The organism is Burkholderia ubonensis (assembly GCF_902833085.1).
Taxonomy (GTDB): domain Bacteria; phylum Pseudomonadota; class Gammaproteobacteria; order Burkholderiales; family Burkholderiaceae; genus Burkholderia; species Burkholderia ubonensis.
The window spans coordinates 194,604-219,398 of sequence record NZ_CADFEB010000003.1 but is presented as its reverse complement, the minus strand read 5'-3'; the positions used below and the strand labels follow the sequence as shown (position 1 = coordinate 219,398).

The window sequence follows — 24,795 nt, the reverse complement described above, 5'->3', positions numbered from 1 at the left end:
CTTCGTTGACTATCTCGTCCAGCACGCAAGTCTACCTGCGGCAAAACATTCAGTTCGAACCGCTGATCAACGGCTGGTACGCGTGGTTTCACACGCTTCCGCCGTTGACCGCCGCGCTCAACGTGGCCGAGCGGTTCCTGCCGATCATGAAGTCCTATGCCGCATCGCCGATGATGCACGTGGCCGCATGCAACGACCCGGCGATGCGCGGCGGCCCGTTCATCGACCTGGGCGGCCAGCGCGTCGACGAAATCCGCGCGCTGATCGCGCAGACCACCGCGCGCGCCACCCTGCAACTGGAACTGGCGAAGGCTTACAAGGCGTTCTCCACGCTGCTGCTGGAACAGGCGAAGGGGATGGCTTCGGACCCGATCTACGCCGAGATTCCGGAGGTGCTGAAAGGCTATGTCGAGATCTATTACGACCTGAATCACAACCCGTCCTTCCGGGTCTTCGAGAGCCTGCTGTACGCGAGCCCGTTCTACGCGCGCGACGCGCAGAGCATCGCGCTGTCGGCGATCGACGAGAACACGCCCCGGCCGTTCATTCTCAGCACGCCGCGGCTCAAGGACGAGCGCACGCTGTTCCGCAACATGGCCTTCGACGAGCCCGCGCTCGACACGCTGTTCCGCATGCGCGACACGCCGGGCAGCTACGCGAAAATCGTCGACCTGATGCGCGTGGAGGAGAAGGACGAGCCGCTGTTCCGCTCGTTCTTCGTCGAGGAGGCACCGGAGCCGAAGCCGGATCGTTCGTTCGACGGCGACGACATCCGCATCCGCTATTTCGGCCATGCCTGCCTGCTGATCCAGAGCCGGGGCGTGAGCATCCTGCTCGATCCGCTGATCAGCTACGGCTACGACACCAGCCTGCCGCGCTATACCTTCGCCGACCTGCCGGACCAGATCGACTACGTGCTGCTTACGCACAGCCATCACGATCACATCGTCCTCGAAACGCTGCTGCAGCTTCGCCACAAGATCAAGACCGTGGTGGTGGGCCGGAATTTCGACGGCTTTCCGCAAGATCCGTCGCTGGAGCTGGCATTGCGCAAGCTCGGCTTCGACGACGTGCTGGAAGTCAGGGATGCTCAGGAAATCAAGCTGCCCAACGGGGCCATCACCGCGATTCCGTTCCTCGGCGAACACAACGACCTGGCGATCCAGAGCAAGCAGGCGTTCATGATCCGCTTCGGCAATCGTTCGGTGCTGAGCGTGGCCGACTCGTGCAACCTGGACCCCGTCCTCTACGAGCACGTGTTCCGCCTCGCCGGCAAGCCGGACACCCTGTTCGTCGGGATGGAAACCGAGGGCGCGCCGCCGTCATGGGTGTATGGCCCGCTGTTTCCCAAGGCGCTGCCGCGCGACATCGACCAGTCGCGCCGCGCGCGCGGCTGCAAGATCGACGAGGCCGCGTCGCTGGTGGATCGCTTCGCCTTCAACGCGGCGTATGTCTATGCGATGGGTCAGGAGCCGTGGCTGAACCACCTGCTCGACAACACGTTCGACGAAAACTCGCCGAGCCACATCCAGTCCACCCAGTTTGTCGCGCACTGCAAGGCCAAGGGCATCACTTCCGAAGTGCTGTACGCAACGAAGGAGATCGTGCTTTGTCAGAACTGAATCTGAACGCGCTCTCGACCAGCGGCCAATACCAGGAGCATCTGGCGTTCTGGAATGACGCGCTCGGTCGCATCGACGAAGACTTCCGCCTTCAGCAGGCGTGGCAGGCGTATGCGCTGCCGCTCGGCCCCGCGCCGGTGCATGCGTTCGAGCTCGACGGCGACGCGGCGCGGGTGCTGGAGAAGCTCGCCGCCGGCAACGAGCTGGGCGCGTTCGTCGTGCTGCTCGCGGCCCTGTTCCGTGTCCTCGGGCGCTACGACGCCACGGCCGGGCTGTTCGTGGATTCGCCGCCGCTGATCGTCGAATCCGCGGCCGGCTCCGCCGGCCCCGTCCCGCTCATCGACGCCACCCGGCCCGGCGCGACGGTTCGCGAGTACCTGAACCAGGTTCGCGACACGGTGCAGCGAAGCTATTCGTTTCAGGACTTTCCGATCGCCGCCCTCGCGCACAAGCTGCATGGCGAAACCCGCGCGACCAACGTGGCCGTCCGCTTCGACGGGCTTCACGAAGCCTGGGCGTCGGCGGACTACGACCTGTCGATCGAGATCCGCCATCGCGAGCGCTACGAGATCGTGCTGACGGGCCGGCCGACGGTCTTCACGCTGCACTATCTCCAGCATGTCGCGCGGCACCTGCGCAACGTCGTGGCCGGCTTCGACGCGCTGCACGCGCCGCTCGACACGGTCTCGCTGCTCGACGACGACGAACGCGCGCGCCTTCGCGCGCATGCCGAGCCCGTTGCGGTGCATGGCACGTTCCTCGAGCAGTTCGCACAGCGCGCGGCGTCCGCGCCGGACAGCATCGCCGTCGCGACCGCCGAAGCGTCGCTGACCTATGCCGAACTGGACGATCAGTCGTCCCGGCTGGCGAGCTTCCTGCTCGCGGAATACGCGATCGAACGCGGCGACGTGGTGGGCGTGGTGGCCGACCGTTCCGAGCGCTGGATCGTCGGCATGCTCGGCGTGCTCAAGGCGGGCGCGGTGTATCTGCCGCTCGACCCGGAGTTTCCGCAGGAGCGCCTGCGCTTCATGATCGAGGACGCGAAAGTCAAGGCGCTGCTGACGCACTCGGAGCACCTGCCGCTGCTCGCCGATTTCTGGGCGATCCCGATGTTCGCGCTCGACTTCCAGCTCGACACGCTGGAGCCCGCATCCGCGTCCGCACAGGTCGAGGTCCGGCCGGACGACGCCGCGTACATCATCTACACGTCCGGCTCCACGGGCGCGCCGAAGGGCGTCGTGCTCGAGCACGCGGGCCTGCTGAACATGGCGCAATACCATGTGGACGCGTTCGGCTTCGATGCCGCCGACCGCTTCGTGCAGTTCTACTCGCCGGGCTTCGACGGCTCGATCATGGAGATTTTCGTCACGCTGCTCGCGGGCGCGCGCCTCGTGCTGGCGAAAACGTCGGTGATCCGCGATGCGCCGCGTTTCGTCGAATACCTCGCGCAGCAGGGCGTCACCACCATCAACGCGACGCCGGCCTATCTCGCCGCGCTCGACTGGGACGCGCTCGGCGCCGTGAAACGGGTCATCAGCGCGGGCGACAACGCCCGCGTGGCGGATCTCTGCAAGCTGGCGCGGACGCGCTCGTGCCACAACTCCTATGGCCCCACCGAGGCAACCGTCTGCATCACCGACTACGTGGTCGACGCCGCAACCGCGTACGGCGCCCGCCTGCCGGTCGGCCGCCCGATCCGCAATGCGCACCTGTACCTGCTCGACGAGCACGGGGCGCTGGCGCCCGAGGGCTGCACGGGCGAGATCTGCGTGTCCGGCATCGCACTCGCGCGCGGTTACGTCGGCCGCGACGACCTGACCGCCGCCGCGTTCGTCGCCCACCCGTTCGAGCCGGGCGAGCGCCTCTACCGCACCGGCGACCTCGGCGTCTGGCTGCCGGACGGCAATCTGGAAATCACCGGGCGCCGCGACACGCAGGTGAAGATTCGCGGCTATCGCATCGAGACGGGAGAAATCGAAGCGGCGCTCCGGCAGCACGCCGGCGTCACCGACGCGCTCGTGTTCGTGCGCGAAGACGCGCAGCAGCACAAGCAGCTGGTGGCCTGCGTCGCGACGGCGACGGCCAGCGTCGCGAGCCTGCGCGAACACCTGCAGGCGCGCCTGCCCGAGTTCATGGTGCCGGGGTCGATCGTGACGCTCGAACGCATGCCGCTGACGCCCAACGGCAAGCCGGACCGCAAGGCGCTCGCCGCGCTGGAACTGGCGCCGGCCCCGAGCGAAACCGTGTATACCGCGCCGACCAACGAGGTCGAGGCGCGCCTCGGCAAGATCTGGTGCGAGGTGCTGGGCCGCGAGCAGATCGGCATCCGCGACAATTTCTTCGAGCTGGGCGGCGACTCGATCCTGATCATCCAGGTGATGTCGCTCGCGCAGCAAGTCGGCCTCAAGTTCAGCGCCGATCAGTTCTTCGCGCATCCGACCATCGCCGAGCTCGCCCGGGTTGCCGTGCATGCGCCGTCGATGACGATCCCGCAGGAGCCGGCGGTCGGGCCCGCCCCGCTGACGCCGATCCAGCACTGGTTCTTCGCGCAGGACGTGGCGGACCCGCATCACTACAACCAGTCGACGATGATCGAGGTGCCCGCGTCGCTGCGGCCGGGCGTGATCGAGCAGGCGCTGGCGGCCGTCGCGACGCATCACGACGCGCTGCGGCTGAGTTTCGAGCGCGTCGACGGCGCGTGGCGGCAATCGCATGCGGCGCCGCCGCTGGCGATTCCGCTCGGCGTCACGTCGCTGGCCGGCGAGGCGCCCGCCGCCGGCCAAGCCGCGATGCTCGCGACCGCCACCCGCATGCAGGAAAGCTTCACGTTGTCCGCGCCGCCGCTGCTGCGCGCCCACCTGTTCCAGTTCGGCCCGGACGCGCCGCAGCGCCTGCTCGTGGTCGCGCATCATCTGGTGATCGACGGCGTCTCGTGGCGCATCCTGTTCGAAGACCTGTACACCGCGTGCCGCCAGATCGAAGCGGGCGAAGCGGTGCGGCTCCCGGCCAGGACGACCGCGTGGCGCGACTGGGCAAACCGTCTGGCCGAACTCGGCGCGTCCAGGCTCGACGGCCTGGACTATTGGCTCCAGGGGAACGCCGACGCGCAGGCGTGCTTCGACGACATGCCGGTCGGCACCGTCGCCGAAGCCGGGTCGGCGATCGTCGAGTTCGACGCGCAGCAGACGCAAGCGCTGCTGCAGGACGTGCCGCGCGCGTTCAACACGCAGATCAACGAAGTCCTGCTGACGGCCTTGCTGCTCGCGTTCGGCGACTGGACCGGCAACGCGTCGCTGGTCGTCGATCTCGAAGGCCATGGCCGCGAGGACATCTTCGACGGCGTCGACACGTCACGCACCATCGGCTGGTTCACGTCTCACTATCCGGTGTTCCTGAATGCCGGCGACGCCGCCGTGCCGGCCGACGCGCTGCGCAACGTCAAGGAGCAGTTGCGCGCGGTGCCGATGCGCGGGCTCGGCTACGGCATCGCCCGCTACCTCGGCAAGGACGCCCGCGTCGCGGCGGAACTGGAACGGCAGCCGCCGGCGCCGGTGCGCTTCAACTATCTCGGCCAGATCGATCGCGTGCTGACCGACGACACGGGCTGGAAGCCGGTGCTCGACTTCCAGAGCCCCGAACACAGTCCGCGCGCGCGGCGCGGCCATCTCTTCGAGATCGACGGGGTGGTGTTCGACGGACGCCTGCGCCTCACCTGGCACTACAACCGCGAAGCCTGCGCACCGGGCGTCATCGAGCGGCTGACGCAGTGCTACCGCAGCCGTCTGCTGTCGATCGTCGCGGCCAGCGGCGACGGCCAGCCGGGGCTGAGCCCGTCGGACTTCCCGGCTGCGCGCATCAGCCAGGAAGCGCTGGACGCCCTCGTCTCAAGGATCAAATCGTGACATCCGCCACCATTGCCGATATCTACGAGCTCTCCCCGATGCAGGAGGCGATGCTCTTTCATGCCGTGCACTCGCCCGGCGCGAGAAGCAGCTTCAACCAGCTCGGTTGCCGGATCGTCGGCAGCCTCGATCCCGCGCTGTTTCATGCCGCATGGCAGCAGCTCGTCGATCGGCATCCGGTGATGCGCACGTCGTTCCATTGGGAAGAGTTCGACAAGCCGATGCAGGTCGTGCACGCGCACGCCACGCTGCCGTGGGTGCAGGACGACTGGCGCGACCTGCCGGAAGACCAGCAGCGCGCGCGGTGGAGCGCGCATCTCGAAAGCGACCTGGCCGAGGGCTTCGCGCTCGATCGCGCGCCGCTCGTGCGCTGCCGCCTGGTGCGCGTCGCCGACGACGCGTACCTGTTCAGCTGGAGCCACCATCACATCCTGGCCGACGGCTGGTGCCTGTCGCTCGTGATCGAGGAAATCTTCCAGGTCTACGGCGCGCTCACGCGCGGCCTGCCGCCGGCGCTGCCGCCGGTGCGCCCGTATCGCGACTACATCCAGTGGCTGCAACAGCACGAACCGCAAGCCGCGCAGCAATACTGGACGCGCTACCTCGAAGGCTTCCGCACGCCGACCCCGCTGCCCACGGCCGCGCGCGCGCAGGCGGGCGAGCGCTTCGGCGAGGGCCTCGCGCAAGTCCAGGCCGACCTGTCGGCCGACCTGAGCGCGCGCCTGCGGCAATTCGCGGCCCGGCATCACGTGACCCTCAACACCCTCGCGCAAGCGGCCTGGGCGCTCGTGCTGTCGCGTTACAGCGGGGAAACCGACGTGGTGTTCGGCGCCGTCGTCTCCGGACGGGGCGCCAACCTGCCGGGGATCGAAACCATGCTCGGCCTGTTCATCAATACGGTGCCGGTGCGGGTGCGGGTCGACCCGAGGCAGCCGCTGGCGCCCTGGCTGAAGATGATCCAGGCGCGCGTGGCCGCCCGTGCGCCGTTCGAGCACACCCCGTTGCCCGACATCCAGCGCTGCAGCGAAGTCCCGCTCACGACGCCGCTGTTCGAAAGCAACATCACGTTCATGAACTACCCGCTGGACGAGTCGCTGACGCACGGCGCGCACGGCCTGGCGGTCGACGAGGTGCAGCTCTACAACCGCGCCGACATCCCGCTCGAATTCGTCGTGACGGCGCGCGACGACTGGAAGATGGAACTGTCGTTCGATCCGCGGCGCTTCGATGAAGACGCGATGCAGCGCATGCTGGGCCACGTGGCCGCGACGCTCGACGCGTTCACGGCCGATCCGAACCGGCTGCTCGGACGCATGCCGATTCTCCCCGAGGCCGAACGTCGTCTGCTGCTGGACACCTTCAACGACACCGCCGTGCCGTTCGACGCCGCGCTCACCGTCGTGCATCGCCTGGAGCAGGCCGCAGCGGAACACCCCGAGCGGCCGGCGGTCGAGTACCGCGACATCGTCCTGAGCGCGGGCGAACTGAATGCCCGCGCGAACCGCACCGCTCATCGCCTGCTGGCCGCCGCCGAGCTGAAGCCGGATGCGCTGGTCGCGATCTGCATGCACCGGTCGGAGCGCCTGATGGAGGCGATCTTCGCCGTCTGGAAGTGCGGCGCCGCCTATATCCCGATCGACCCCGACTTTCCGGCGGCCCGCATCCGCACCATTCTCGAGGATTCCGGCGCCGACCTCGTCATTACCTGCGACGGCCTCCTGCCCGCCGAGCTGGCTACGCTCGCGCCGGTCGTGTCGCTCGACGCCGCCACCGATATCGTCGACGACACCAATCCCGGCCGCCCCGTGTCGCCCGACAGCCTCGCCTACGTGATCTACACGTCCGGCTCCACCGGCAAGCCCAAGGGGGCGATGGTCGAGCACGCGGGCATGCTGAATCACATGCTCGCCGAGATCGACGAATTTTCGATCTCGGCGTCGTCGGTGATCGCGCAAACCGCACCGCATTGCTTCGATATTTCGGTCTGGCAATTTTTCACGGCGCCGCTCGTCGGCGGCAAGACCGTGATCGTCGACGACGACCGGATTCGCGATCCCGCATGTTTCCTGGAATACCTGGAATCCACCGGAATCAGCATCCTCGAACTGGTGCCGTCCTATCTGTCCGCGCTGCTCGACCGCGCGTCGGAACGGCCGGCGCTGGTGCGGCACCTGCGGCACCTGCTCGTCACCGGCGAGATGGTCAGCCCGGCGCTGGTGAAACAGTGGTTCGACGTGTTCCCGGACATCGCGGTGGTGAACGCCTATGGCCCGGCGGAAGCGTCCGACGATGTCGCGCAGTACCGCATGGCGCACGCGCCGACCACGCCTTACGTGCCGGTCGGCAAGCCGATCCGCAACGTGCGCATCTATGTCGTCGACCCGCAGATGAACCTGTGCCCGATCGGGATTCCCGGCGAGCTTTGCGTGTCCGGCGTCGCGGTCGGCCGCGGCTATCTCAACAACGAGGCCGGCACGCGGGAAGCCTTCGTCGAGGACCCGTTCCATCCGACTCGCGGCGTGCGCATGTACCGCACCCGCGACATCGGCTGCTATCTCCCCGACGGGACGCTCGTGCTCTACGGTCGCAAGGACCACCAACTGAAGATTCGCGGCTACCGCATCGAGCTCGGGGAGATCGACAACGCGCTGGCCGCCATTCCGGAAATCCGCCAGGCGGCCGCGCTCGATTATCGCGACGACGCCGGCCGCGCCGCGCTGTGCGCGTATGTCGCGTTCCGTGACGGCGCGTCGCTGAGCGACGCCGAAATTGCCGCCGCGTTGTCCGCCACGCTGCCGGCCTACATGGTGCCGGGCATCTACGTCGTGCTCGACGCGCTGCCGTTGAGCGGCAACGGCAAGATCGACCGCAAGGCCTTGCCCCCGCTGGACCGGTCGCGGCTGTCGGCCGCGGCTCAGGAGCCGGCGCTGCCCCGCACGCCCACCGAGACGCTGCTGTGCCGCATCTGGGGCGAAGCGCTGGGCATTCCGTCGCCCGGCATCCACGACAACATTTTCGCGCTGGGCGGCGATTCGATTCTCAGCATGCGCATCGTGGCGCTGGCCGCCAAGGCGGGCCTGAAGATCACCACCCGGCTCATCTTCCAGCATCCGACGGTCGCCGAGCTCGCCGCCGTGGCCACTCGCGGCGAAGCCAAGGCGGCGGAGTTCGTCGCGTCGTCCGGCCCGCTGCCGCTGACGCCGATCCAGAAGCGTTTCTTTTCGCAGCGCAAGGACGATCAGGACCAGTACAACCAGGCGGTGCTGCTCGAGGTTCCGCCGGACCTCGATCCGGTCGCGCTGCGCCAGGCGCTCCGGCACGCGGCCAAATGGCACGATGCGCTTCGGCTGCGCTTTCGAGCGGGCGCGTCCGGCTGGATTCAGGAAGTCGTCGACGATCCGGAGATCCCCGTCGGCATGCTCGACATCCGCGCCGATCAGCTCGCGCAGCACGTCGCGCAGGCGCATGCGAGCCTGAACCTGTCGGACGGCCCCGTGTTGCGCGCGGACCTGTTCCGCATCGACGAAGGAAGATCGCTGCGTCTGCTGCTGGTCGCTCATCATCTGGTGATCGACGGCGTGTCATGGGGCGCGCTGCTCGAAACCGTGTACGACGCCTATACCCGCCTGCGCAGCGGCAAAGCGCCCGAATTCGCGGGCGGCGGCGCGTCGTGGACCGCATGGACCCGGGCCCTGTCGAACTGGGCCGGCTCCGGCGCCGCCGACGCCGATCTCGCACATTGGCAGGCTCTCGCTCGTTCGACGCTGCCCGGCCTGCCGCTCGATCGCGCCGCGACGGCCGACGCCAATACCGTGTCGTCCGCCGAAGCGATCGTGGTCGAGCTGGGCGAATCCGCGACCGCTGCGTTGCTGGGCGCCGCGCCCCGCGCCTACGACGCCCAGATCAACGACCTGCTGCTGGCCGCGCTCGCGCGTGCGGTCAGCGACTGGAGCGGATGCGCCGACGTCCTGCTGGATCTCGAAGCGCACGGGCGCGAGGAAATCGTCGCGGACCTCGACGTCTCGCGCACGGTGGGCTGGTTTACGTCCCTGTTCCCGGTCCTGCTGAAGGTCAATGCCGGCCCGCACGATCCGGCGCGGCTGGTTGCGTCGGTCAAGGCGCAGCTGCGTGCCGTGCCGGCCGCGGGCATCAGCTACGGTCTGCTGCAAGACCGGCTCGACGGACCCGCTCCGCAGCCTCAACTGCTGTTCAACTACCTCGGTCAAATCGACCAGGTGTTCACCGCCGCACGCGACTGGAAGCAGGCCGCGGAGCCGAGCGGCGACGGCCGCAATGCGAACCAGCAGCGCGAGCATCTGCTCGACATCAACGCCTACGTGACCGGCAACCGCCTGCACGTTGCGTGGGAATTCAGCCGGGCCTGCCACGAAACGGACAGCATCCGGCGCGTCGCGCAGGCCTACATCGCGGCGCTCGAATCCCTCGTTGTCGATCATGTCGACGAATCCGCTTCGAGTCTGCCGCAGGCGCTGGCCTCGGTCATCCCGGACGAGATCGACGGCGTCTACGCGCTGACGCCGACCCAGCAGGGCATGCTGTTCCACGGCCTGTACGAACCGGCGTCGGATGCGTATTTCAGCAGCCTCGATTTCCGTATCGACGGCGCACTCGACGTCGAACGGTTCCGCCGCGCGTGGGACGCGGTGATGCACCGGCACGACATCCTGCGAACCTCGTTCCACTGGGAAGAACTCGAAAGCCCCGTGCAGGTCGTGCATCGCCGCATCGACCTGCCCTGGCACGAGGAAGATCTGAGCGCGGCTTCCGCCGACGAGGCGGAACGGCGTTGGGACGCCTACCTGACGCAAGACCGCGCGCGCGGCTTCGACTTTACCCGCGCGCCGCTGATGCGCATGGGGCTGTTCCGCGTGGGCCCGCAGGCATGGCGCTTCTATTGGAGCCATCACCACATCCTGCTCGACGGGTGGAGCTCCGCCCGGCTGCTGAGCGAAGTGGCCGCCGCCTATCAGGCCGTGCCGGCCGATGCCGCCGCGCAGCGGCCCGCGCCGCCGGCCTTCCGCGATTACGTGTGCTGGCTGGAGCGTCAGGACGCCGGGGCCGCGGAACGCTTCTGGAAGACGAAGCTCGAGGATTTCCCGACGACGACCCCGCTCGTGCTCGGACGCCCCGAACTCGACGGAACGGCCGCACCGGGCGCCTATCTGGAAGAGCAGCTTCTGCTTTCCGAGCGCGATACGCAGCGGCTCATCGCGTTCGCGCAAGCCGGCCGCATCACGCTCAACACGCTCGCGCAGGGCGCGTGGGCGCAGCTGCTGGGCCGCTATAGCGGCGAAGCGGACGTCGTGTTCGGCACGATCGTTTCCGGTCGCCCGGCGTCGCTGCCTGAGTCGGACGAGATGGTCGGGCTGTTCATCAACACGCTGCCGGTGCGGGTCCGCATCGACAAGCGCCCGACGGCCGCGTGGCTGGCCCGATTGCAGATGGATCTCGCGCAGCAGGAGGAATACGCGCACTATCCGCTGGCCGACATCCAGAAATTCGCGGGCCTGCCGCCCGGCGTGCCGCTCTTCGAAAGCCTGCTCATCTTCCAGAACTATCCGGTCGAGGAAGCGCTGGCCGATGCGCTTCCGGGTCTGCGCATCGGCGCATTCCACGTGTCCGATCCGAACAACTACCCGCTGACGCTGGTCGTGACGCCGGGCAAATGCCTGTCGTTGCAGGTGCTGTACGACGACGGCCGCTTCGACCGCGAAACGATCGTCCGCCTGCTGCGCCATGTCGAAACCCTGCTCGTCGGCCTTGCGTCCGAAGACGATCGCCCGAACGGCGGCCTTCCGCTCCTCACCGCGGCCGAGCGCGACGAGATCCTGCTGGACTGGAACGACACCTTCGCGCCGGTCCCGTCCGACCGCACGCTGCCCGAACTGATCGAGGCCGCCGCCGCCGCGCACCCCGAGCGCATCGCGGTCCGCTGCGGCGCAGTGGTCCGCACCTATCGGGACCTCGTCGAAGGCGCCGACCGGATCGCCCGGCATCTGCTGCAAGCCGCGCCGATTCAGCCGGACGACCGGATCGCCGTGTGGATGCCGCGCTCGCACCTGATGCTGGAAACGATCCTGGCGATCTGGAAGTGCGGCGCGGCGTACGTGCCCGTCGATCCGGCCTATCCGGCCCGGCGGGTCGAGGCCATCCTCGCGTCAGCCCGGCCGACGGTCATCGTCGCGACGGACTGCGTGCCGCCGCCGGCGCCGTCGTCGATCCCGACGCTCGATCCGTCGCGCCTGCCCGACGATCACGACGCCGGCGCGCTGGCGCCGTCGACGCCGCGTTGCCGGCCCGCGGACCTCGCCTACGTGATCTTCACGTCGGGCTCGACCGGCCAGCCCAAGGGCGCGATGGTCGAGCATCGCGGCATGCTCAACCACGTGCTCGCGATGGCGCGCAGGGTCGGGCTCGGCGCGCACAGCGCGGTCGCCCAGACCGCTTCGCACTGCTCCGACATTTCGGTCTGGCAATGCTTCGCGGCGCTGGTGTCGGGCGGCACGACGGTGATCTATCCCGATGCCGTCATCCTCGAGCCCGCGCTGCTGATCGACAGCCTGCACCGCGACCGCATCACGGCGATGCAATTCGTCCCGTCCTATCTGGCGACCTTCCTCGTCGAGCTGGAACGGCACGCGGCGCCGGCGTTCCCGCACCTCGACACGCTGCTGACCATCGGCGAAACCCTGCAGCCCGCGTCCGTGCGAACCTGGTTCCGCCTGAATCCGGCGGTCCGGCTCGTCAACGCCTACGGGCCGACCGAAGCTTCGGACTCCGTTGCGCATTACAGCATGGCGTGCGCGCCGGACCTGCCCGCGATTCCGATCGGCCGCCCGATCGAGAACCTGCGCCTCTACGTCGTGGACGCCGACATGAATCTCTGCCCGATCGGCGTCAAAGGCGAGATCTGCATCGGGGGGGCCGGCGTCGGGCGCGGCTATCTATTCGACGAACAGCGCACCCAGGCGGTGTTCCGCGACGATCCGTTCAATCCGGCACCGGGTGCGCGCCTTTATCACACCGGCGACATCGGCTGCTTCGGGCCGGACGGCAATCTTCACTTCTTCGGCCGCCGCGACTTCCAGGTCAAGGTCCGCGGCTATCGCATCGAGCTGGGGGAAATCGAAGCCGCGCTGACCGATCTCGACGGCATCTCCAACGCCGTCGTGGTCGCCCGCGACGCTGCGGATGCCGAAACGACCCTGTGCGCGTACGCGTCGGGAACCGGCTGGACGCCCGCCAGCTTGCGCCACGCGCTGCGCGAAAAACTGCCGGCCCATATGGTGCCCGACACCGTGATGCTGCTGCCGGCGCTTCCCGTCATGCCGAACGGCAAGATCAACCGCGCCGCGCTGCCGCTCCCGGATGCCGCGTCCGCGCCCGACGGCGTGCCGGCCGAACCGCGCACGCCCACCGAAGCGGCGCTGCTGCGCATCTTCGCCGAGGTGCTCGGCCGCCAGCCGAACGGTGTCGACGACAACTTCTTCGAGCACGGCGGCCAAAGCCTCAAGGCGATCCAGATGGTCAGCCGGATTCGCCGCGAACTGAAGCTGAACGTCGCGGTCGCCGATGTTTTCCATGCGCCGACGCCGCGCGAGCTCGCGAAGAAGCTGGTGTCCACCGCCACCGCCGGCGCGGAGGAAATCATTCCGGCACTGCCTGCGCAATCGTCGTACGCGGTGTCTCGCGCACAGAAGCGGATCTGGCTCGCGAGCCGCAGCGCGGACCCGTCCACGTACAACATGGCGGGTGCGCTGCAACTGGACGGCGCCATCGATACGGCGCGCCTCGTCCGCGCGTTCGACACGCTGGTCGATCGCCACGAGAGCCTGCGCACCGTGTTCGCGATGATCGAAGGCGATCTGCGGCAACGCATCCTCACTCGCGAAGCATCCGGATTCCGGGTCGAGCAGACGGAACTCGCGGAAAATGCCGGGCCGGACGCGATCGATGCGCTGATCCGCGCGGAAAGCGAGCAGCCCTTCGATCTCGCGTCGGGACCGCTGTTTCGCGTCAAGCTGGTCCGGCTCTCGCCGCAGAAGCATCTGCTGTTGCTGAACATGCACCACGTGATATCGGATGCGTGGTCGATCCGCGTGCTGACCGACGATCTGCATGCGCTTTATGCGGGACGCGACCTGCCGCCGCTTGCGATCCAGTACCGCGACTACGCCGCCTGGCACAACGCCTGCCTGGACGATTCGCGCGCCGCCGCGCATCGCGCGTACTGGCTCGAGCAACTGGCGCCGCCGGTGCCCCGCCTGCAACTCGCGCCGGACTACCCGCGCCCCGAGCGGCTCAGCCACGCCGGGCAGACGCTCGACGTGGAACTGCCGGACCTGCACGCGGCGGAGCTCGCGAAGCTGGCCCGCGCTCACCATACGTCGCTGTACGCGGTGATCCTGTCGTCGTTCTGCGTGCTGCTGCACCGCTATACGGGGCGTGAAGACATCGTGATCGGCAGCGTATCGGCCGGGCGCGACAGCGAGCAGCTCGAAGCGCAGATCGGGGTGTTCCTCAACACCGTCGTGCTCCGTGTCCCGCTGCGGAAATCCGCGACCGTGGACGAGGTGATCGACGCCGTGGCGAAAACCTCCACGCAAGCCCTGGAGCACGCGTCCTATCCGTTCGACCTGTTGCTCGAAGATCTCAAGATCCGCACCCCGGCGAATCATTTCCCGATCTTCGACATTCAAGCGAACTACATTTCGGTGCCCGCGCCGCAGCCCGGTCTTCACATCACGGACCTGTCGCAGGCGGACACCACGGCCAAGTTCGACCTGTCCTTCCAGATCGTCGAAAGCGAAGGCCGGCACCGCATCCAGTTCATCTACAACACCCGCCTGTTCCGCCCCGCGACCATCGCCGCGATGCGCGATCGGCTGCTCGAGATACTCGAAGTCTTCGTGCGTGATCCGGGCACGCCGGTCGATCGCATCCCGCTCTCCGGCAGTGCGCCCGCCGCCGGCCCGAAGGTGCGGGTCGGCCTTCGCCTGAAGACCGCGCCCGAACCCATTGCCGACGACGCCGTCGAGGAGAACACGTGAACCAAACGTCTCAAGGAGTTTCCTGTGCAAGACAATAACGTCCTGGTCACCGACCATCGCTATGCGCAGACCGCGAGCTTCTGGCGCGAATGTCTTTCGTCGGTCACCGGCGTCTACCGCATCGCCTCGCACGCCCCCGGCCCGCAGCCGGGCGGCCTGCTTTCCCGCACGGTGGCGCTCACGCCCGCGTCGCTCGACCTGCTGCGGCGCATCAGCGACGACGCGCTCGCCGAATTCGCGGTCACGGCCGCGGGCATCGCGTTCCTGCTGTGGAGGACCTTCCGGGTCCCGGTCACGGTGCTCGGCACGCCGGGGCTTGCCGGGCATCCGCCGGCCCGTGCGGCCACCATTCCGCTGATCATCGAGGTGCGTCCCGACGAGCGCGTCGAGGACTACCTGTCGCGCGTGGCCGGAATCGTGGAAGACAGCTACGCGGAGCACCGATTCCCGCTGGAAACGCTCGTGCGCAACGAGAAGGACCTGGATCTCGCGCAGCTCACCAAGGTCAGGCTGGTGGACGATCGGGTGCACCACGCGCTGTCCGGGCAGGACGACGACATGCAGTTGCACCTGAGTCTCGCGCGCGGCGAAATCGAGATCCGCTACTCAGGCGCCATCGAACCTTTCCTCATCGACGGTTTCGCAAGCAGCCTCGGCGCGGTCCTGCAGGAATTCGAACACCTCGACAAGACGGTCGGCGACATCGAATCGATTCCGGCGGACGAGCGGCGGATGCTGGCCGCCTTCAACGAAACCGCGGCGGTCGGACCCAGCCACCCGACGGTCGTCGGCATGTTCGAAGCCCAGGTCGCCCGCACGCCCGACGCGCCGGCGCTGGTCACCGACAGCTCGCTGATGACCTACGCCGACCTGAACGCGCGAGCCAACAGCCTCGCGGATCAGCTGGTCAACCATTACGGCGTCGGGCCGGAATCGCTGGTCGGCATCATGCTCGACCGGTCCGAAGCGATGATCGTCGCGATTCTCGGCGTATTGAAAGCGGGGGCGGCGTTCGTGCCGCTGGACACGGCGTACCCGGCCGAACGCATCAATCACATCCTCGGCGATACGGGCCTGTCGCTGCTGCTGACCCAATCCAGCCAGCTGGCGCAGTGGTATGAATACTCCGGCGTGACGCTGCTGCTCGATCAGGAGCTCCCCGGCTGGACGCCGCTGCCCGACAATCCGCCGTGCCGCGCGGTGCCGGAGCACCTCGCCTACGTCATCTACACGTCGGGCTCGACCGGAAAGCCGAAAGGCTGCCTGCTCGAACACCGGAACCTCGCCCACTACATCTCGTGGGCCGCCGGGTATTACTTTCCGGAAGACTCAACCGGCAGTTTCGGCCTGTACAGCTCGCTGTGCTTCGATTTCACGCTGACCAACGTGTTCTGCCCGCTGGTGCGCGGCAAATCGCTGCGCATCTATCCGCAGTCGGAAAGCATCGACACCATCCTGGCCAGGATGTTCCAGCCCGGCAGCGGCGTCGACACGCTCAAGCTCACGCCCACCCACATTCACCTGCTCGAATACATGAACCTCGGGCGCTCCGGCGTGCGCAAGGTGATCGTCGGCGGCGAGGAGCTGACGCCCCAGCACATCGCGACGCTGCGGAAAATCGATCCCGCGATCGAGATCTACAACGAGTACGGTCCCACCGAGGCGACGGTCGGCTGCATCGTCAAGCTCGTCGAGGACGAGCCGTCCACGGTGCTGATCGGCCGGCCCATCGCCAACACGCGGGTCTACATCGTCGACGAAGCGCTGCGCCCGGTGCCCATCGGCGTGCCCGGGGAAATCTGCATCGCCGGCCACGGCCTCGCGCGCGGCTACCACAAGCGGCCCGACGTCACCGCCGCGAAATTCGTCGAGCACCCGTTGCCCGGCGAGCAGCGCATCTATCGCACCGGCGACATCGGCCGATGGCTGCCCGACGGACAGATCCAGTGCTACGGACGCGTCGACGATCAGGTCAAGATCCGTGGCTACCGCGTCGAACTCGGCGAGATCGAGGCCGCGCTCACCGCGCACGACGACGTCGTCGGCGCGGCGGTCATGCTGCGCGAAACCGCCCATGGCGTGCGCAAGCTGGCGGCCTACGTCAAGGGTTCCGCGAGCCTGAGCGTGCCGGACCTCAGGGCCTATCTGGCCGGGAAGCTGCCCGACTACATGGTCCCGTCCGACATTTTCCCGATCGCCGAATTCCCGCTCAACGCCAACGGCAAGCTGGATCGCCCGGCGCTCGTCGCGATGGAGGCCGCCGCCGCGCCCGACGATGCCGCCGATCTCGACGCCACGCCGATCCAGCGCGAGCTGGTGCGCATCTGGCGCGACGTGCTCGACAATCCGGCCATCGATCTCGCCGGCCGCTTCTTCGACTACGGCGGGGATTCGCTGCAGGCGATGCAGCTGGTCTCGCGGATCTGGAGCAGCTTCTCCGTCGAGATCGGCATCGACGCGATCTTCGAACTCCAGACCATCAGCGCGGTTTCCGACCTGATCGAGGCGTCGTCGCCGCGATCCGGCTCGATGGCCGGCACCATCACGCCCAGATCGCGCGCGAACGACCTTCCGCTGTCCTTTCCGCAGCAGCGCCTGTGGTTCCTCGCGCAACTGGAAGGCCCGTCGGCGGCCTACAACATTTCGAGCGCGCTGCGTTTCGACGGCGACCTGGACATTCCACGTCTGCGGGCCGCCGTGTCCGAAATCAGCCGGCGTCACGAGATCCTGCGCACCACGTTTCCCGCCATCGACGGCCGCGGCGTTCAACGCATCGCGCCGCCGGCGCCGGTCGCGCTTGCCGTCGTCGACGTCGCCAGCGAATCCGCCGCACTCGCGCTGCTCGCCGACGAAACCGACCGCCCGTTCGATCTCGCCGTCGGGCCGCTCTACCGTGTCGTGCTGTATCGCGTGGATGAGCGCGTGCACGTCTTCGGCGTCGTGATGCATCACATCATTTCGGATGCCTGGTCATCGGGAACCCTCATCGGCGAACTGGCCGCGCTCTATGCGGGCCAACACCTGCCGGAGCTGGCTGTCCAGTACGCGGATTACGCCGTCTGGCAGCACGAGCGCCTGGCGTCCGCCGACACGCATCGGGAGCTGGCGCTGCTGAGCGCGTCGCTGGCGGACGCGCCGGACCAGATCGAGCTTCCCACCGACCGCCCCCGACCCGCCATCCAGCGTTTCGACGGCGCGGTGCTGCCGTTTCAGCTGAACGGCGCACTCGCCGACGGCGTGCGCGCGATCGCGCACGCGTCCGGCACGAGCACGTTCATGGTCGTGCTCGCCGCGTATGCGCTGCTCCTTTCGCGCTACAGCAACCAGCAGGACATCGTCATCGGCTCCCCGATCGCCAATCGGCGCTCCAGCATGACCGAGCCGCTGATCGGCTTCTTCGCGAACATGCTGGCGCTGCGCGTGGACCTGTCGGGCAATCCGGGCTTCGGCGAACTGCTGGCGCGCGTGAAGCGCGTCGCGCTGGACGGCTACAGCCGCCAGGAGATCCCGTTCGAGCAGGTGGTGGATGCCCTCAAGCTCGAACGCAATCTGAGCCGCACGCCCGTATTCCAGGTCGTGTTCGCTTACGAGAAGGCGTCGTCCCACGCGGTGAACTTCCCCGGTCTCACGGCCACGCCGGTATCGGTGGAGACCCACACCGCCAAGTTCGACCTCACGCTCCATGTGCAGGATGCCGACCACGGCCTCGCGGGCTCGCTGGAATACAACCTGGACCTGTTCGACGCCGTCACGATCGAGCGCATGGCGGAACACTTCCGCCATCTGCTCGAAGCCGTGATCGCCGATTCAAACCGGCCGCTCGGCGAGCTTTCGCTGCTGAGCGATGCGGAGCGGGACACGCTGACCGTCGAGTGGAACCGGACCGACACGGATTTCGGCGCAGACGCAGAACAACCACTGCACCGGCTGTTCGAGCAGCAGGCCGAGCGCACCCCCGACGCCGTCGCCGCCGTTCATGACGACGCGTCGCTCACCTACGCCGAACTCAACCTGCGCGCCAACCGCCTCGCCCACCACCTCATCGCGCTCGGCGTCGCACCCGACTCCCTCGTCGGCGTCGCCATGGAGCGCTCGCTCGACATGATCGTCGCCCTGCTCGCCATCCTCAAGGCCGGCGGCGCTTACGTCCCCGTCGATCCCGACTACCCCGCCGAGCGCGTGCGCTTCATGATCGACAACGCTCAGTTGCGCTGGCTCCTCACCCAGCAGCATCTGCTTGCCGCGCTGCCCGACACCGACGCACGCCTGATCGCCGTCGATCGCGACGCGCACGACTTCGCCGCCGCGCCCGCGTCCAACCCCGCGCCTGCGCTGAACGGCGACAACCTCGCCTACATGATCTACACCTCCGGCTCGACCGGCAGGCCCAAGGGCGCGCTCAACACGCATCGCGCCGCGACCAACCGCATCCTCTGGATGCAGCAGGCCTACGCGCTCGGCACTGACGATGCCGTCCTGCAGAAGACCCCGTTCAGCTTCGACGTCTCGGTCTGGGAATTCTTCTGGCCGCTCGTCACCGGCGCGCGCCTCGTGTTCGCCCGGCCCGGCGGCCAGCGCGAGACCGACTACCTCGTCGATCTCATTGCGCGCGAAGGAATCACCACCGTCCATTTCGTGCCGTCCATGCTGCGCGCGTTTCTCGACCATCCGGACCTCGACGCGCACTGCGCGTCGCTGCGTCGCGTCGTGTGCAGCGGCGAGGCGCTGCCCTACGATCTGCAGCAGCGCTTCTTCGAGCGTCTGGACGCCAGGCTGTACAACCTCTACGGCCCGACCGAGGCCGCCGTCGACGTGACCGCCTGGGAATGCCGGCGCGACGACCCGCATCGCAACGTCCCGATCGGCCGCCCGATCGCCAATACCCGCCTCTATATCGTCGACGCGCAGATGCAGCCCGTGCCGGTCGGCGTGGCGGGCGAACTGCTGATCGGCGGCACGCCGGTCGGGCGCGGCTACCATGGCGAGCCCGAACTGAGCGCCGAGAAGTTCATCGCCGATCCGTTCTCCGCCGATCCGAACGCTCGCCTCTATCGCACCGGCGATCTAGCGCGCTACCGTGCCGACGGCAACATCGAATTCCTCGGCCGCATCGATCATCAGGTCAAGCTGCGCGGCCTGCGCATCGAACTCGGCGAAATCGAGGCCACGCTGCGCGAGCATCCGTCGGTCGCCGACTGCGTCGTGATCGCGAAAACCGACAGCGCCCGGATCTTCCTGATCGCCTATGTCGCGACCGCGTCAGCGGACGTCGCCGAACTTCGCGGCTACCTGAGCGGCCGGCTTCCGGGCTACATGGTGCCGTCGCGATTCGTCGCGCTTCCGTCCTTGCCGCTGCTGCCCAACGGCAAGATCAACCGCAAGGCGCTGCCCGTCCCGGCGGACCCCGTCGACGAAGCGCGGCCCGACGCACCTGCCGTCACGCCCCGGGAAATTCTGCTCGCGTCGATCTGGAAAGACGTGCTGCAACTGCCCTCCATCGGCATCCACGACAATTTCTTCGAGCTGGGCGGCGACTCCATCCTGAGCATCCAGGTGATCTCGCGCGCCAATCAGGCGGGACTTCGCATTACCGCGAAACAGCTGTTCCAGTATCAGACGATCGCCCAGCTCGCCGCCGCGCCCGAAGAACAGGCAGCGCTCGCGTCGACCGTCAGCCCTGTGGGAGAGGCACCGCTCACGCCGGTCCAGCACTGGTTCTTCGATCAGGATGTCGATACACCTTCGCACTACAACCAAACGGTCCTGATCCAGGTGCCGGCGGACATCGACGAATCGAGGCTCGCAGACGCGATCCGGCAAGTCTACGAACATCACGACGCGTTGCGCCTGCGTTTCTCGCGCAGCGCGGGCCGCTGGACTCAGGAAGTCGTCGCCGTCGGCGATACGCCGGCGCTCTTCGCGAAGCAGGCGATAGCCGGCGACGCCGGCGAGCGCATCGCAGCCATGCGCGCCGCCGCCGCGGAAGCAGAACGCTGCATCGACATCACGCACGGCCCGTTGCTGGCGGCCCGTCTGTTCTGCTTTGACGACGAGCCGTTCGCCCGCCTGTTCGTGGCGGTTCATCACCTCGCGGTGGACGGCGTCTCATGGCGCGTGCTCGTCGAGGACCTGCATGCCGCCTACCACGGCCAGCCGTTGTCCGCGAAGACGACTTCGTTTCGCGAATGGGCCCTTCATCTGCAGCAACTGGCCCGGTCGCCGGCCATCGGCGACGAAGCCCCGCTCTGGCAAGCGCTCCTGTCGCAGCACGTCGAGCCGATGCCGGTCGATTACCCGGCCGCGGGCGCGGGCAACCATGTCGGCGACACGGCATCCGTTTCATTCGAACTGGACGAAGCCGACACCACGGCCCTGCTGCGCCGACTGCCCCGTGCCTACGACACGCGCATCAACGACGTGCTGCTCGTCGCGCTCGCGCAGGCTTGCAGCATGGTCACGGGCAACGCCCGCACCCGGATCGATCTCGAAAGCCACGGCCGCCACGTGTCGGATGCGCCGCTCGACCTCACCAGGACGGTGGGCTGGTTCACGTCGATTTACCCCGTCGTACTCGACGTCGACGCCCTGCAAGCGCCGGAGGACGCGCTGCGCGCCGCGCGGCAGCAACTGCGCGGCATTCCGGCCGACGGCCTCGGCTATTCGCTGCTCCGCTACCTGAGCCCCGACGACGCCGTGCGCGACAGTCTCGCCGGCCTGCCGAACGCCGACATCCTCTTCAACTATCACGGGCAGCTCGATACCGTGCTGCAGCGCTCCGACGGCTGGCGCCCGGCCGCCGAAGACCTCGGTTCGCTGCGCTCCGGGCGGTCGCTGCGCACGCACCTGTTCGAGATCGTTGCCGCCGTTTCCGACGGCAGGCTTCACGTGGACTGGAGCTACAGCGAGCGCATCCACGGGCGGCAGACGGTCGAGAACCTGGCCGCGCATTTCAAGGACCGGTTGCTCGACTTCGCGGCGTCGGTCCCCGACACGGGTTGGGACAACGTAGAGGACAGCTATCCGCTCTCGTCCCTGCAGCAGGGCATTCTGTTCCACACGCTGTACGACCTGGACCCTGCCGCCTATTTCCAGCAGTTCAGCTTCGTCGTCAACGGCCCGCTCCAGGTGCCGGCGCTCCGGCAAGCCTGGGCCAATGCGCTCGAGCGCCATGCCGTGTTGCGCACCGGGTTTGCGTGGACCGATCGCGATCATCCGGTCCAGACCGTCCTGCACCGGGTCGACCTGCCGTGGACGTTCGTCGACTGGCGGTCTCGCGATGCGTCCCGCCGCGCTCAGGACTTCGATGCATTCCTCGCCGACGACCGGAAGCGCGGCTTCGATCTTCAAAAGGCGCCGCTGTTCCGCTGCACGCTGATTCAGGAAGCGGAGGACCGCCATCGCTTTTGCTGGAGCGCGCACCACATCATCCTCGACGGCTGGAGCACCGCCATCCTGATGAAGGAGGTGTTCGACGACTACCTGTCGCTCGCCCGAACCGGCGTACCCGCACTCGCCGAGCCGGCGCCGGGATACCGCAAGTACATCGACTGGCTCGCGCGCCATCCTCGCGCGGCGGACGAAGCGTGGTGGCGCGCCGAGCTGGCGGGGTTCCGTGCCGCCACGCCGATCGTGGCCGATCCGGCCCGGCCAAGCGCCGGCGACGCCGCGCGGCAGGACAAGCGCAGGGAGCAGCGTTTCCTGCTGGATGAGGCGCTGACCGCGCGGCTGCAAGCGCTCATGCGAACCCATCGCCTCACCCTCAACGTGCTGATACGCGCGGTCTGGGCGCTGGTGCTGCGGCGCTACGCCAGAACGGACGACGTCGTGTTCGGCGTCACCGTGTCCGGTCGCCCGCCGCTGCTCGACGGCGTCGAATCGATCGTGGGGCTGTTCATCAATACGCTGCCGTTTCGCGTGCGCATCGCGCCGGAGCGCCCCTTCACCGAATGGCTGGCGGAGGTCCATACGGCCCAGACGGCCATGGAGCCGCATTCGTACAGTTCGCTGGTCGACATCCAGTCATGGAGCGAACTGCCCGCGCGCGACAGCCTGTTCGACAGCCTGCTCGTGTTCGAGAACTTCCCGGTTGCGGCCGCGCCCGATCTCGGGCCGGACGGCATCGACATCGTCGACACCCGCGCGTTCGCCGAATCGAATTACCCGCTGACCCTGACCGTGCACCCGGATACGCGCGTCGCCTTCCGTATCTCGCACGATGCGCACCGCTTCGCCCCCGACGTGGTGCGGCACATGCTGGGCGCCATCCGCGAGCTGCTCGAACGATTCGCCGAAGACCCGGCCCAGCTTACGGGCCAGCTCGCCGATGCACCGGCCCTGGCCGATAGCGCGGGCAGCCAGCAGAGCGCGACGGGCGGCGCGGCCGAACCCGCCGCCGTTCCGTCCACGACGGCACGCACCGTCGCGCCGACGGCGGACGAAAGTACGTTGCTGGAAATCTGGCAGCGGATCTTCAAAAGAGACGACATCAAGCTAAGCGACAATTATTTCGAGCTCGGCGGACACTCGATCATCGCCATCCAGTTGATGGCCAATGTCGAAAAGGCATTCGATCGCCGGCTGCCCATTTCCTGCCTGTTCGAGAATCCGACGATCGAAAAGCTGGCGGCGGCGCTCGCCACGAAAGAGCCGTCGGCCCCCGCCGGCGGACTCGTGCCGATCCGGGACGGCGGTCCCGCCGCGCCGCTGTTCCTCCTTCCGGGAGCCGGCGGCAACGTGGTCTACTTCCACCCGCTCGCGAACCATCTGGCGGAGACCCACGCGATTCACGGGCTGGAAGCGCTCGGCCTCGACGGCTCGTGCCTGCCGCTCAGCCGCGTGGAAGACATCGCGGCCCGCCATATCGAACGCATCTGGCCGCTGGTGGGCGCGGGCCCCTACTACCTGGCGGGCCACTCCTTCGGTGCGAAGGTGGCGCTCGAAATGAGCCGTCAGCTCGTCGCCAAGGGCGCCGCGGTGAAACTGCTGGCGATCTTCGACGCATCCGCGCCCGTCGACAGCTCAGCCGAGACCTACTGGCAAGACTGGGACGACACCGAGTGGCTGGTCGCGATCGCCCACGAAATCGGCACCTTCCTCGGGACCGACCTTCAGGTGACGCGGGCAGACCTCGTCGATCTCGATCCCGACGGCCAGGCCGGCCTGATCCTCGAGCGCATCGGCGACCGCGGCAGCTGGTTCGCGGATGCCGGGTCCGACCGCCTGCGCGCCTATCTGCGCGTCTATCAGGCCAACTTCAAATCGCGCTACGCGCCGGAAGCCGCCCCGCTTCCCGTGCCGATCGCGTTGTTCCGCAGCACCGAGCGAGATCCCGACGACTACGATCCGTCACCCGAGGTCGCGCAGCTCCGCCTGGACCCGACCTGGGGATGGTCCCGCTTCTCGGCGCTCCCCGTCCACGTGACGGACGTACCCGGCGACCATCTGACCATGCTGCTCGATCCGCACGCCGGCGTCCTCGCTACCCATGTCAATCAGTTCCTGGAGAAGAAGGGCTCATGAAATCAACACCGACGATCGACAACACGTTCGCACGCAAGGTCTGCATCAACCTGGACCGGCGTCCCGATCGCTGGGAAGCGATGCAAAGAAAATTCGCAGAGCAGAACATCCTCACGGTGGAGCGCCTGTCCGCCGTCGATGCGAAGCTGGTGAGCGTGCCCGAGCACTTGAGCCATATGCGCCCGCAGGACTACGGCTGCACCATGAGCCATCTCGCCGCCGTGAAGCAGGCCAAGGCCGCCGGCGCGAGCGAAGTCCTGATCTTCGAGGACGACGCGTTCTTCGACGCCGACTTCACCGCGCGCTTTCCCGAATTCATCGCGCAAGTGCCGGACGACTGGCACATGCTGTTCCTGGGCGCCTATCACTTCACCCAGCCGATTCCCGTCGCGCCCAACATCGTCAAGACCATCGAGACGCTCACCGCGCACGCGTACGTCGTCAGGGACTCGCTTTACGACGCATTCATCGAGATCAACGAGAACCCGCCGGCGATCATCGACCGCAACAACCTCGTGCTGCAGCAGACGTTCAATTGCTACTGCTTCGAACCCAACCTGGTCGGACAGGAGTCCGGCTACTCCGACATCATGGAAGAAGTCATGCCGGAAAAGCCGCTGACCTATTCGTTTCCGATTCCGGACGGCTGGTAACGCCTGCGGCCGGTGCTCGCCGCGATCA

5 protein-coding genes are annotated in these 24,795 nt (G+C 67.7%); all 5 read left to right on the top strand.

Features of this window, described 5'->3' with window-relative positions; all coding sequences use genetic code 11:
* Positions 1–5: 5 nt before the first annotated feature.
* From HWX31_RS08780 to HWX31_RS08760, 5 genes are read left to right on the top strand one after another with little or no spacing between them, the layout of a single operon-like run.
* Positions 6–1,622 carry an MBL fold metallo-hydrolase gene (locus HWX31_RS08780; RefSeq protein WP_174959121.1) on the top strand — a complete coding sequence of 539 codons (1,617 nt, stop codon included), beginning with the start codon at positions 6–8 and terminating at the stop codon, positions 1,620–1,622.
* Positions 1,610–5,524, top strand: a complete 3,915-nt coding sequence (locus HWX31_RS08775) for a non-ribosomal peptide synthetase (RefSeq protein WP_174959123.1) — start codon at positions 1,610–1,612, stop codon at positions 5,522–5,524. Before HWX31_RS08780 ends, HWX31_RS08775 begins: the two co-directional genes overlap by 13 nt.
* The gene (locus HWX31_RS08770; RefSeq protein WP_174959125.1) at positions 5,521–14,595 is read left to right on the top strand and encodes a non-ribosomal peptide synthetase; all 9,075 of its coding nucleotides are present in this window, start codon (positions 5,521–5,523) and stop codon (positions 14,593–14,595) included. Before HWX31_RS08775 ends, HWX31_RS08770 begins: the two co-directional genes overlap by 4 nt.
* Positions 14,596–14,619: 24 nt before the next feature.
* Positions 14,620–24,114, top strand: coding sequence for a non-ribosomal peptide synthetase (locus HWX31_RS08765; protein ID WP_174959127.1), 9,495 nt, complete (start codon positions 14,620–14,622; stop codon positions 24,112–24,114).
* The gene (locus tag HWX31_RS08760; RefSeq protein WP_059772559.1) at positions 24,111–24,767 is read left to right on the top strand and encodes a glycosyltransferase family 25 protein; all 657 of its coding nucleotides are present in this window, start codon (positions 24,111–24,113) and stop codon (positions 24,765–24,767) included. Before HWX31_RS08765 ends, HWX31_RS08760 begins: the two co-directional genes overlap by 4 nt.
* The last annotated feature ends 28 nt before the right edge of the window (positions 24,768–24,795 follow it).

Coding starts and splice junctions, on each gene's coding strand:
- HWX31_RS08760 (WP_059772559.1), top strand. CDS start 24,111: ATGAAATCAACACCGACGATCGACAACACGTTCGCACGCAAGGTCTGC.